Here is a 12,907-nt window from a genome sequence, read left to right as displayed (position 1 = left end):
TCTATAATTGATCGAAAAAAGCGAAAGTTGATCAGTTGAAAGTGCAACTTTGATGGAGCTACATACGTCGCCGCAGCTAGAAAGAGCGTCTACATTGAACCACTCAATAAAATTTCCGATTAACTACTTGAAAATACTCTTTTTCAGATTATTCCTTAGCACAATCCCATGTTCTATATTAATGACCTCATTCAAGAAATCTTTGCATCGTAAAAAGCGAAACTATGGGAGCTCATGGTCATTTTTAGCAGCTGCTAGAACTATGGAAAAACAAAAAGTGGATAAACAGTGAGACAAACGTAGCATCAAGAAATAAGCCCTTCTTATTTCTTGATGCTACGTCTGTCTCAGCCTCTCACCTGAATACCATTTTGTAATTTACCAAAAATTGCTCATCCACTAGATCGTTATCCCTTGATTTTTTTGCTACAAATTTGGCACAAAATAAAAGGAAAACCGCTAGAAACAAACGTTTCTAGCGGTTTGATTACGTCACAGGAGGGATTCGAACCCCCGACCGTCCGCTTAGAAGGCGGATGCTCTATCCAGCTGAGCTACTATGACAAGCTTTTTCGGAACAAAAATAATTATATAGAATCATTTTGTTTCTGTCAATACGAAATAGTTATTTTATTGATAAAATGCCCAATCGTCTAAATTGTTTGATTTTTTTCTTGAACCTACTAAATAAATAGGTAGCTCTCATCCTATGGGGGATAGTAAACAATAAGAACAAATAGTTTCTTTTATTTTTTCATCTATTTGTTCTTATTGTCGCAAAGTCCAGATTCACCTATTGTTTATTTTTTTAGGAAAATGTACGACAATTTCCCCTTACTATAAAACAATCTGATCTTTTTCTTTAGTGATAAGGATTACTCCATCTCCCAAAGGTACTAAAGTGGAAGTAAGGTCTGGATGCTCCATCACCACTCGTAAGAACTCATTCAATTTACGATGGATCGCCCGCTTTCCTCTGGGAATTTCTTCATCTGGTAAAAGAATCGTTCCTCCCTGAAAAATATCATCTACCATCAACACTCCGCCTTTTTTTAAGAGACGTAAACATTCGGGTAAAAACTCAATATATTTTGATTTAGCGCTATCCATAAAAATGAAATCATAAGGACCAGTCAGTGTTGGTAAAATATCAGCAGCTTGCCCTTCTAATAACGTTACTTTATCTGTTAAATTTAGTCTTTCATAAGTCGCTTTTGCTTTCTTGATCATAACGTCAAAACGATCGATCGTGGTGACATGCCCATCTTTTTCAATCGTTTGTGCCATTAAACTAGACGAAAACCCAATAGCTGCACCTATTTCTAAAATTTTTTTAGGTTGTAATTGGCCCAATAAAAATTGCATGAAGACCACTGTCTCATGTGGAACGATTGGAACTTCTGCGAGATGTGCTTCTTCTTCAATCAAGCCAAGCTCACCTTCAAGTTTTTTCTGTTTCGTCCGCATAAAGTCAACTAACTCTTCTTTCACTACAGGACGATGCATCATTTCATTACGCATAATCTTCCTCCTTATTCTTCCATTATACGAAGAATAAAATAAATATACAAGCTAGGAAAAATTATTAGTCGTTGACATTGTGTGAAGACAAAAATGAATGGTTTCTTTTCCTTTTTTTAAACGTATCAAGTGTGTTCCAAGCAGTGATGGCTGACAAACTAAACGCAATCCCAAAGAACAACCAGCGAATCCATACAAATGCTGTTCTGGATAATACAATTCCAATATATGGAATTTGAAAGATTGGTACACCAATAATGTTTCTCTTTGACACAACACCAGATTCCGTTTGACTTTGATTGTCCGCTTTCGTATAAAATTTTTGATGTTCTTCTTCTACTGCAATAACTCTTCTTGTCATAATGTGTTCGCCGGAATTTTCATAATAAGTGATGACATCCCCAACCAATAGTTCATTAGGATTTTTTGGTCTTACATAAATCAGGCTACCTTTACTATAATAAGGGCTCATTCCGTCATCTTCGATGATTTGTGTCGTCAAGCCAAAAACCCTAGGAAGTAAGATAATACTTAAGGTAAGTGCTAACAGTACAATCAATGATATCGAGCTGAAAAAAGTTATTTTTTTGTATAAAGGCACCGCTTCCCACTCCTCTTCTTCAATTATCCAACCTAATAATATAATAACTAAATATTTTTATCAAACCTAAACATAACATATTAATAATAGAATAACTTTAAATTGAAACGAAAATCAAAAATAACCCTAGTTATCTAAATTTATTGCTATTTTTGATTGACTATAAATGAAAAAACGTATAATCTGAAAAAAACTACATGACAGAAAGGATAATGTTATGAAGATTTTCAATAACAATAATAATACAAAAGAACAGTCCAGTATAAAAATAAAATGGATTTTTTTGTTTATATTATGTTCGTTATTTTTATTAAGTATTTTTTACTTTTTTTATTATATCTTTGCCCCAACAGATCGTGACAACGTGACAGAATTGACTGATTCTTGGAGTTATTACTCGAAAAGTGATCCTGATTTTCATTTTGATAGCCGCTACGTGACACACCTTCCGAAAATCGATCGAAATGAAACATTTTCCATGGAAACCATCCTAAAAGAACAAGTAAATGATTCAAATCTATTGATCAAAGGAAACCATCAATGGATCAGAGTATACCTAGACAAACAACTCTTATATGATCACTCTCATATTTTAGAAGAAAATAACCCAGGACTTTCTTTAGCTGTGATCGATCTACCTACAGACTACGCTGGGAAAATATTAAAAATCGAAGTTGCTTCTCCCTATCGTAATTATGCTGGGTTTCCTCCTAAAGTCTATATCGGAACAACTGGACCGATGATCAGCTTTATTTTCTCCCAGTCCATTCCCCAAGTAGTCACGATGATCATTGCTGTATTTTTAGCTATAGGAACCTTGTCCTACTCGACATTTATTCTCTACAAGAAGAGAAAGCTCGATGTTTCTTTACTGATCCTTAGTTGTTTTGCATTAGTTCTTGGATTCCAATCCGTTTCAGAAGACATCTTGAGTGGTGTTCTCTTCGAGCCGATCGTGCATTCTATTTTATCGCATATTTTTATTATTCTAACTTCAATACTTATTATCTCTTACTATCTGACACGAATGATCTATTATAAAAAAATATATAGTTTATTTTGTATCGTTCAAATTTCGATACAACTAGGTGTGCTCGTTTATTCTTTAGTGACACCAAATGAACTTCCGGAACTGATGCCTATCGTCAACGTTGTAAGTGTTATTAGTACCTTGGTTACCTCATTAGCTTCCATAGGTGAGGCATATAAGAACAATCGCTTTTTTGTGGCTTGTACGCCATGGATCGTCCTGATCGCGATTTCCCATTGCATGATTTATATCCAATCTGCATTAGGGATCTATCAAGCAGATATCAATTGGTCAACTATTTTATTCGTGCTCATTTTGATTGTGATCGTTGTTTATAATATCATCGAATATATCGTCAGTTTCGACCAACATCAACGAGTGGTGGGCTTTCTTGAGGTGAAGTCCGATTTATTGGAGCAACACTATGACCAACTACGAGAGCATATCCGAGAAATCAGTTCATTAAGACACGAATTTATTCAAAATATGGAAAACATTGAAGATCTAATTTTAGAAAATAAATCTTTAGAAGCACAAAATGAAATTAGAGACATCTTGAATGAGGCACAGAACTTTAAATTCATCTTCTCTTATTCTGCACACCAACTGACAAATCTGATTCTAGCTCGTTATCAAGATATTGCTTCTAAGCGTAATATCCAAGTAGAATTCAAAGCGGATCTTCCAGAAAAACCGGCTGTCAGTGACAATGATCTAACGCAGTTATTGATTCATGTACTAGAGCATTCTTTTAGGGAAACTCACGCTATCGAGGACCCTGTGCAACGAAAAATTTCATTACACTTAAAAGAAAAAGAGGATGAATTACTGATCCACTGTGAACATAGCGCTCATTATGAAACGAACTTATTTTCTCACGGTATCACAGAAGAATTGCAAGAAAAAGAACAGTTTGATCTCACGATGATCAAAGATATCGCTGAACGATACGCTGGTACATTGAGGCAAGAAAAAGACAATAAGAGTGATCGCCTCACGATCCAGTTAAAACACCCATTCAAAAATCCGAGAAAGTAAAGTGATGAGATAAGGTAGAAAAACTTTTATTGCATGTTCTAAATCAAAATAAAGAATGTAGGACAAATCTAAAGACAGTTTTGCTACAGACGCTCGAATAAACGGCGGGAGCAGAAGCAACTCCTTCAGAAATAAGCCGAAATTCACAAAAATTTGAAAAGCAATTTTCGTTCATTTCTTCTTATTTCTCGGAGTTAAACACTTCTGTCCCAGCCTCTCTCAAATAAACGGCGTCCAAAAGTCAGGCTTTTCGGAAATTAAAAAAACGAGCAATACAAAAAACGTATTGTTCGTTTTTCTATCCAATTTCTCAAACCTAAACGACTTTTATCTAGACCTCTTTGATGTAATTCTAGAAAATAATAGAAGCTGATTGTTTCACTTGATCAATACAAAAGTGAAAGTAAATCTTCTGGTTCGATTGCGCCAAAATATTTTTTGATATCAATCTGTTCTACTACTTTTTTCAATGTTTCTTTTTCATAGCGTTGGCCTACTAGCATTTGCTCGACATCCTTGATATCCCCTAATCCAAAGAAATCACCAAAAATCTTAACATCATGGATCAAACCATTGGCGACATTCAAATGGACTTCGATAGAGCCAATTGGAAAACGATGTTGACGAGAGAAATTGAAATCGGGTGATTTTCCATAATTCCAATCCCAATTACGATAATACTGGTCAGAGATCTCATTGATTTTTGTCCAGTCTTCCTCTGTTAGTTGATAAGTTTTCACTTGATCAACTGATGGAACACCAAAGATCTTCAATAAAATTTCTTCACGGAATTCTTCTGTAGTCATCCCTTGTTTTTCTTTTGGAAGAAATGGTTTGATATTGGTCACACGGGAACGAATGGATTTGATCCCTTTTGATTCGATCTTATCTTTCTTGACTTTCAACGCATTGACTACTTCGTTGATATCAGAATCAAACATGATCGTTCCATGGGCGAACATTCGTCCATTCGTTGCATACATTGCATTACCAGAGAATTTCATGCCATCGATCACTAAGTCATTGCGTCCCTTTAATTCAGCTCCTGCTACACCTAGTTCATGCAAAGCTTGAATAATCGGTTTAGTTACTTTGGCAAAATCTCGGAAGGAATCGCCATCATCCGGCATGATAAAGCTAAAATTTAAATTACCGAAGTCATGATACACCGCACCGCCACCACTAAGTCGACGAACGACATGTATCTCATGTTCGTCTACGTACTCTCGGTTGATTTCTTCGATCGTATTTTGATTTCTTCCAATGATGATCGAAGGTTCATTAATATAAAAAAGTAAAATTGGTTCATCTATAGGTATTTCTTGTAATAAAAACTGTTCAATCGCTAAATTGATCCGTGGATCGTGGTTCTCATTAGGTACAAAAATCATCTTCATTTTCCTCCTAGATGTCAAATACTTTATTCACTGCAGCAAGTTCCACTTCGATCTTAGCACCCGCGACCTCTTGCGCCTCCTTTTTCAACTGTTCTAAATCACCAAATTGTGGCAAATGAGTCAAAACTATTTTTTTGACCTCTGCTGCTCTGGCCAATTCGCCTGCTTCTTTTGAAGTAAAGTGTGCTTTATGACGTTCATTTCCTGCAAATAGATACGTGTCCGCTAAAAAAAGATCCGCGTCTTTCGCAAATTCAACAAAGCTTTCTAAATAACCAGAATCTCCTGTAAACACAAATATCTTGCCGGTTGTTTCCTCTACGATTCGCATCGCGTAGCATACGACTGGATGGATCGTTTCCATAAAAGTAATCGTAAATGGTCCTATTTTTAGTTCTTCTGCTTCAAAATAAGGACGTCCTTCAGTCACATTTGGCAATGTCAATTCCTCGAAATGAGTCGTATCTTTTGTATGACCATAGATTGGCAAAATCGCCTCAGGATCTTTTTCTGGATGCAATTGCCAATAATATTGCAGTACACCTAAATCTGCAATGTGATCATAGTGGTAATGACTCAAAATCACTGCATCTAATGCTAACGGATCAAGCTGTTCTTCCAGCTTGACTAGTGTTGCACTTCCTGCATCGATCAAAAGATTGAAGCCGTCTGATTGCAGCAGATAACTTGTTGTTCCTTGATTCTTATATGGATAGGCGCCTAAACACCCTAAAACTGTTAATTTCATGAGTGATTCCCCCTCAACTTTTTATCCTAACATAACTAAAACTTTTTGGGCTATGTTCTAGCTTCTAGTGAAAAATAGTCGGTTGGATCTTTCTTCTCGATTCTCGCTTGTTCATAAAATCCTGCAATCGTTACATTGACGTAAGCAATTACCCATAGTAATCCAATGAATAAGGCTAAAGCACCCAAAATATACCAGCCAATAAATGAAAGCTGCAATAAAATATACTTGACCAATCGATCTTTTAATAGATACCAGGCATATTTAAGACATTGGATGATCGAAAGTTCTGGATAATCGAATTTTGTCCAAGCAGCAAATTGAAATAGACCACCAATGATACTCATGACAACTAAAGAAACAAAGACCATGATCACAGTCAACACAACAAAACTGACATCAAATAAGTCGCCTGACACAATACTTGGAGCAACAGAATTTGCATTAAAAAGTAACTTTATATATGAACTGACTCCACCAACCAATAGACCAGGTAATAAAACCAACGCATTGATCAGCCAGTTAATGGCTACATTGATCAGATTGATGACTAAAATCGGTCCAAAATATTCTTTTTGGAAGACAACGAATAACAGATTAGACTTTACTCTGCCTCCACGTACAACGACTAAAGCGATATAGTACAAAGCGTATGAGAAAGCAAACAGAAGGAGATTTTCAAGTAAAAAACGAAGTATTTGATGCTGCGAATCATTTATTGAGAAAGCTCCTTCAAAAAATGCTTGGATTAATCCTACGAGAAACATAGAAAGAAAAATCAGCCACGCATTCATCCCCCACTGATGTTCAAGCGAGATGCGCGCTTTTTTGCGATATTCTAAAATAGTTAAGCTATCTTTCATTATTCATAACTCCGAATTTTTTCAACAGTTTCGCTATCCAATCGTTTGACCACTTCTGTGACTAGCTTCACTGTATTTAAATAATCATCTTCATGGATAACCGATGTATGTGAGTGTAAGTATCGAACAGGGACAGTGATCGCAACAGATGGTACCCCATCTCTCGTTAAATGCATTTGCCCAGCATCCGTTCCTCCACCTGTGATCACAGTATATTGGAAAGGTATATCCATTTCTTCAGCAACACTAATTACAAAGTTCAGTAATTTTTTATGTGGAATCATTGAAGCATCAAAGATCAGAATCTGTGGTCCTTTTCCTAAGACAGAATCTGCTTCTTTCGGTGTCATTCCTGGAGTATCACCAGCTGTCCCTGTGTCTAAAGCAAAGGCAATATCAGGATTTACTAAATGCGTGCTTGTACGAGCACCACGCAATCCAACTTCTTCTTGCACGTCACTACCGGCAAACAACACATTCGGATGATTTTCTTTTGCCAAATTTTCAAGAACGCGTAACGAAACCGCCGTTCCGATCCGATTGTCCCAAGCTTTGGCTAACAGAAATTTCCCACCATTCAAACGTTTATATTCAATGTAAGGAGTAACCATGTCTCCCGGGCGGATTCCCCATTCTTTTGCCTCTGCTGCGCTAGTTGCACCAATATCAATGAACATGTCTTTGATATCATAAGGCTTGTTCCGAACTTCTGGAGTCAAGACATGAGGTGGTTTTGAACCAATCACACCATGGATGACTTTTCCTTCTTGCGTTTTGATTTCTACTTGTTGAGCCAGCATGACTTGCCCCCACCAACCGCCTAATGTTTGAAATTCTAAAAATCCTTTATCCGTGATTTTTGTGACCATGAATCCAACTTCATCCATGTGACCAGAGATGAATACCTTGGGACCTCCACCAGCGCCATGTTTAGCAATAATACTTCCTAATCCATCATAAAAAATATCATCTGCAAATTCTTTGGCATAGTTTTTATAAACTTTTCTGACCTCTTCTTCATTTCCAGGTACTCCTTTGGCTGAAGTTAGATCAATCAGTAATTTCTCTTCTTTTTTGTCCAAAATCAATTTCCCCCATTTCAACTATTGATATCAAGATTATACCATTTATTATGTGGACTTTTTAGTTTCTCTGTTTTTCTTTATAGAAAAACGACCGGAACAGAAATATTCAACTTCAAGGAATAAACAAAAATCCACGAAAAAATTTTTCAAATTTTGAGGATTTTAGTTTCGTTCAAAGAAGTTATTTCTGTTCCCGTCGTTTAGTTCGATTCCACAGTTGAGTGAAAGGATTTACTATTTTTTCAATCGCTTTAAGCCGGAACAATAAGTATTACTTTTTACAGTTCATTCTTATTGTTTCAGACAGCGCAACTTACTGCTGTTTTACTTGTACATCCTTCAGTTGATCTGGGGATAGCTTTTGCCACGCCTTACTATAAAATGAATCGTCTAACTGATAATGGCTTGTTGACTGGTCATTTTCTAAAAATGGCTGGATGTGCTGATCTGCTGCTAACCAGCCTTTCCAACCTAAATGGATCGTATCTTCCATAAAATAAGGTTGGTTCGCTTGGTGAGTGAAGTCAGCGATTCGATGGAATCCTTGCGTGTTCAACTGAAATTTGATTTTTTTCGCAAATTCTTGGATCATCTGTTGTGATAATCCTGTGTAGTCACTCCATTTTTGATTAACGGGAGGAATAATGAATAAGACTTCCGCATGATCTTCCGCTAACTGCTGCAAAACTAATTGGAAATCTGAAAATTCTGGAGAAAAGCGATAATCCCAATGTGTTTGTGAGTCTTTTAGTCGGTCAACATATTTTTTTATCCGATGTGTATAAAAATCATTTTTTAGTTCAAAAGGATTGTTCGTCGTATCCGCTCTTCCAATTTTTTCAGCTAAATTTGCCAAAGAATCTTCTTGGTAAGAGTTTGGCAGAGCCTTTGTTTCATGATCGATCTTCGCTTGTTGATTGCTCAAGCCAATATTACTAAAAAGCTCATCTTCCCTTTTCAGCAAGTTCCATTTATTTTGGAATTGATCGATTTTGTCTGCCGCTGGTAACTCGCCTGCTTTAATCGTTTTTAACACCTCTGTCAGTGCCTCATCCTCTTTTACTTTAGAAAAATGTAACAGACGTCTTGCTAAATAGCGATCCGTTGGTGTGATCTTTTTCAATGAGAACAACCAATCAAATGTTTGGAGTTCTGAGAAATACGTATTAAAATAGTCGTCTTTTACACCCTCTTTTACGAACCATTGAGGTGAAATGATGAATACTACTTTTTTGTGTTTCAAGTCATCCCCGGCTGAACGCATCATCATATATTGACTCAAGGATTGTGTACCAGGTGCCCCTAATAAAAACGGCCGATAATTTCGTTGGTATTTTTCAGCTAATACCGATGGATGGAATGGACTAATCCTACTTAATTCACTTGATCCAAAAAAGGGAACATATTGTTTTTCCGATAACGCCTCATTCTTAATGGCATCCCCTTTTAAAACATTCTCAGCCATTGACGTAGATGCTTTTTTGATGAGGGTAGGATCATTTAAATTCACACGATAAGAAGAAGTGAAAAAGAGTGCTATTAATCCAAAAGCCAAAAGGATCGGACCGAAAATAGCGAATAGTTTCTTCTTCATCATTATCCCTTCAATTCTTGCACTTGCGCAATAATTTTATTTGGTGTCCCCCAATTGTCGCGGTCAAATTCTGATACAGGTACTTGTACATCTAATTGCCCTTCTAGTTCCACTAACAGTTGGACCGAAGCCAGAGAGTCAAGTAAGCCTTCCCCAAATAAATCGATATCTCTATTTTCTTTTACTTCATCTGTTCCTGTTATTTCTTCTAAAATTGTCAAAACTTGTTCTTCCATGATAAAATCGCTCCTTCATATTTTTCTATATTTTTTTGATAAACACAATCATTTCACTTTACTGTTATCTAAAGAAAAGCTGATCCAAGAAACCTGAAAAAATCAAAAAGCTAAAGCAGACAGCTTGGAAAGTCATAAAGACTGCGAATGCATGAGTAAATCGATTTGACGGTATCTTTTGTTTATGTTTTTTCTTGAACCTTAACCAGGCATCTGTTACACAAATCAGCCCTGCATGGTATATGCCATAGACAATATAGTACCACGTCAATCCATGCCAGACTCCCATCAATAAAAACAGGCCAAAGTAGCCGATATTCGACGTGACGATTCTACTTTTGAACCATTTTTTCTTCATTAAGAAAAACATCAATCGCATGTAGACATAGTCTCTAAACCAGAATGACAATGTCATATGCCAACGATTCCAAAATTCTTTGATGTTCCAAGATAAAAATGGCTTGTTGAAGTTTATCGGTGTGTCATAACCCATTAAGTAACTTGTACCAACAGCAAACAAACTATAACCGGCAAAGTCAAAGAACAGATACATACTGTATACATAAGTATAGCCTACAAGCGCCCACGAAATGCCACCATCATGCAATGCTGCTTTTGATACAATTGGTAAGAGTACTTGTCCAAAATAGTGTCCGATAATAAATTTATATAAGAAACCTACAAAAATATTTTGAACACCTTTTCCCAACATATCGACATATTTATCTGGTACAGGTGGCTCCAATTGATCTTTTTCGAATCTTCTGTAACGATCAATTGGTCCAGAAGAAATCGTTGGGAAAAAGAGGAGAAACTGGATATAGCGTAAAGGATGATAGCTTTTGATTACTCCATCTCTCATTTCCATGATCATTTGTACAGATTTGAATGTCAGGTAAGAAATCCCTAAAAAAGCAAATAATGATGACTTGCCATGTTCAACAAATGGCGTAACTTTTGTCAAAAACAAAGGAAAAATAGCCAGTAATACGGCTAGATAAAACCAGCTACCTTGATTCTTTCTTTGACGATAAGAAAAATATGCCCAGACAAGCAATGTTTGCCAGATGACATAAGCAATCAGCGCCACACCTTGTTGCCAATAAACACCACCGAAACTGATAAATAGAAAAGCCAGCGTAATAAGTGTTTGATAAATCGATAAACGTTTACCACGAATCAGCAATGATAAAATAATCGGTATTAGTCCAATGACTAAAAATAAGAAATAATACGGTTCAGCATACGGGATCATATGTGGAAATTTCATTGCGGATTCACCTCAGCAATCAGTCTTTTTCGATCGATTTTCCCATTGACTGTTTGCGGCAACAAATCAACATAATTCATTCTTTGGGGAATCATATAATCCATCAGTGTTTTTGCTAACTCCGTTTTGATTGCTTTTGTTAATTGAAAGTTTGGTTGCCCTGCTGTTTTTTCCAACACTACAAATGCAACAAGTTGCTGTACTTTTGTTCCTTGATATTTAGGGACGACAACTGCTTGTTTGACACGTTGATCCTTTAATAGGTAATACTCGATATCACCTAATTCGATCCGATAGCCGTGGAGCTTGACCTGTTGATCAATTCGTCCTTCATAAAAGAGTAGACCTTCCCTTGTCAATCTTCCCACATCCCCTGTGTGATAGCTTGGTTGACCATCATAGTTGAAAAAAGCGGCTTCTGTTTTTTTCGGATTATTTAGATATCCTTTTGAGACACTGGGTCCTGAAATAATGATCTCGCCCGTTTGATCATCAGAAACGTATTCTCCTTCACTAGCAATCAGAACGCGAGTGTCTGATTTGATGTACCCTATTGGCAATCGTTCATATTGATCTAGTACCTCTTGAGTGATCTGCACACCTGAGATTGCTACAGTAGCTTCCGTTGGGCCATACGTATTGTAGATATACGCATGAGGAAATCGAGTGAGTAATTCTTGTGCTGTTTTTTTGGTTAATTCTTCTCCACAGAATAAGAAAACCGATAAATCTGGTACATGCTGTTCATCGAAAGTTGGTTCCATCAAACAAATATCCATGAACGAAGGAGTTGAGACCCACACATCGATAGCTAAATGAGCTAAAGTTAAAAATAATTGCTTGAAATCTTGAATGACTGTTTTTTCTAGCGGCTTCAACGCCCCACCTGAAACAAGTGCGGGATAGATCGAAAAAACTGATAAATCAAATGAAAAAGGTGCCTGTGCTAAAAAACGCATTCCTTCACTGATTTGAAAATCGTCTAACGTCCATTGAACAAAACTATATAAATTATCTTGGCTTATTTGTACCCCTTTAGGTTCACCGGTCGTTCCAGAGGTGAAAATAATGTAGAAAGTTTCATCCCCTTTTACCATCAAGCTTGGTTCAATAGCCACATCTTCTTTAGTGATTGAATCCAGTTCAGTTTTAGAAATAACAGGGATATCTGTAGAATCGATTTTCCAATCCCCAACACTGATGACCATAGAAGGCTGAGCCACCCGAAGAATCGTTTCTATGCGTTCTTTCGGCGTGTGCTCTTCTATAGGAAGATATGCGTGTCCGGCTTTCACAGCACCGATAAATGAAACAATCATCTCGAACTCTAAATTTCCAAATACAACAATTGGATCATTGCCAACTACATTCTTCACTAAATAATTTGCTAATGCATCTGATTTTTTCTTTAATTCACCAAAAGTATATCTTGCGACATCAGATTGATATGCGACTCGATTGGGTTCTTCACGTCCAAACCAATCGATGGATTCAACAACCGTTTTACTTTTCATCGTCTTCCTC

11 protein-coding genes, 1 tRNA gene and 1 pseudogene are annotated in these 12,907 nt (G+C 36.7%); 1 reads left to right on the top strand and 12 read right to left on the bottom strand.

The annotated features are described in order from the left end of the window. Window positions 1-490: 490 nt before the first annotated feature. The 3 genes from IGI47_RS04900 to IGI47_RS04890 all read right to left on the bottom strand — a co-directional run bounded on the left by IGI47_RS04900 (window position 491) and on the right by IGI47_RS04890 (window position 2,122). A tRNA-Arg gene (locus tag IGI47_RS04900) sits at window positions 491-564 on the bottom strand. Window positions 565-837: 273 nt separating this feature from the next. Next, window positions 838-1,521 (bottom strand): O-methyltransferase, encoded by a 684-nt coding sequence (locus tag IGI47_RS04895; RefSeq protein WP_311930141.1) that lies wholly within the window; start codon window positions 1,519-1,521, stop codon window positions 838-840. Between the two features lie 64 nt (window positions 1,522-1,585). Next, entirely contained in the window at window positions 1,586-2,122 is a 537-nt protein-coding gene (locus IGI47_RS04890; RefSeq protein ID WP_438783522.1) for a signal peptidase I, read from the bottom strand. Window positions 2,123-2,339: 217 nt separating this feature from the next. On the opposite strand from IGI47_RS04890, the gene IGI47_RS04885 reads away from it, so the two are divergent. Next, on the top strand, window positions 2,340-4,190 hold the full coding sequence (locus IGI47_RS04885) for a hypothetical protein (protein ID WP_438783521.1): 1,851 nt from the start codon (window positions 2,340-2,342) through the stop codon (window positions 4,188-4,190). A gap of 93 nt (window positions 4,191-4,283) precedes the next feature. On the opposite strand, the pseudogene IGI47_RS04880 reads toward IGI47_RS04885, so the two are convergent. From IGI47_RS04880 to dltA, 9 genes and pseudogenes are all read right to left on the bottom strand, one after another. Then, a pseudogene (locus IGI47_RS04880) lies at window positions 4,284-4,403 on the bottom strand (DUF3788 family protein); the annotation flags it as partial. A gap of 173 nt (window positions 4,404-4,576) precedes the next feature. Next, window positions 4,577-5,581 carry a lipoate--protein ligase gene (locus IGI47_RS04875; protein WP_311930138.1) on the bottom strand — a complete coding sequence of 335 codons (1,005 nt, stop codon included), beginning with the start codon at window positions 5,579-5,581 and terminating at the stop codon, window positions 4,577-4,579. 13 nt (window positions 5,582-5,594) lie between these two features. Beyond that, window positions 5,595-6,335 (bottom strand): MBL fold metallo-hydrolase, encoded by a 741-nt coding sequence (locus IGI47_RS04870; RefSeq protein WP_438783520.1) that lies wholly within the window; start codon window positions 6,333-6,335, stop codon window positions 5,595-5,597. A gap of 50 nt (window positions 6,336-6,385) precedes the next feature. After that, the gene (locus tag IGI47_RS04865; protein ID WP_311930136.1) at window positions 6,386-7,198 is read right to left on the bottom strand and encodes a DUF975 family protein; all 813 of its coding nucleotides are present in this window, start codon (window positions 7,196-7,198) and stop codon (window positions 6,386-6,388) included. Continuing rightward, window positions 7,198-8,280: a M42 family metallopeptidase gene (locus IGI47_RS04860; RefSeq protein WP_438783519.1), complete on the bottom strand. Its 1,083-nt coding sequence runs from the start codon at window positions 8,278-8,280 to the stop codon at window positions 7,198-7,200. The genes IGI47_RS04865 and IGI47_RS04860 overlap by 1 nt, the downstream gene beginning before the upstream one ends. Before the next feature lie 316 nt (window positions 8,281-8,596). Then, on the bottom strand, window positions 8,597-9,877 hold the full coding sequence (gene dltD / locus IGI47_RS04855; protein WP_438783518.1) for a D-alanyl-lipoteichoic acid biosynthesis protein DltD: 1,281 nt from the start codon (window positions 9,875-9,877) through the stop codon (window positions 8,597-8,599). 2 nt (window positions 9,878-9,879) lie between these two features. After that, window positions 9,880-10,113 (bottom strand): D-alanine--poly(phosphoribitol) ligase subunit DltC, encoded by a 234-nt coding sequence (gene dltC / locus IGI47_RS04850; protein ID WP_005881129.1) that lies wholly within the window; start codon window positions 10,111-10,113, stop codon window positions 9,880-9,882. 64 nt (window positions 10,114-10,177) lie between these two features. Then, entirely contained in the window at window positions 10,178-11,383 is a 1,206-nt protein-coding gene (dltB, locus tag IGI47_RS04845; protein ID WP_438783517.1) for a D-alanyl-lipoteichoic acid biosynthesis protein DltB, read from the bottom strand. After that, a complete protein-coding gene (gene dltA / locus IGI47_RS04840; RefSeq protein WP_438783515.1) occupies window positions 11,380-12,897 on the bottom strand; it encodes a D-alanine--poly(phosphoribitol) ligase subunit DltA in 1,518 nt (505 codons plus the stop codon). The genes dltB and dltA overlap by 4 nt, the downstream gene beginning before the upstream one ends. Between the last annotated feature and the right edge of the window lie 10 nt (window positions 12,898-12,907).

This window comes from Enterococcus sp. AZ191 (genome assembly GCF_051713845.1).
Taxonomy (GTDB): domain Bacteria; phylum Bacillota; class Bacilli; order Lactobacillales; family Enterococcaceae; genus Enterococcus_B; species Enterococcus_B durans.
Note: the sequence above shows the minus strand (reverse complement) of the source record. Positions and strands in the feature narration are given on the sequence as shown.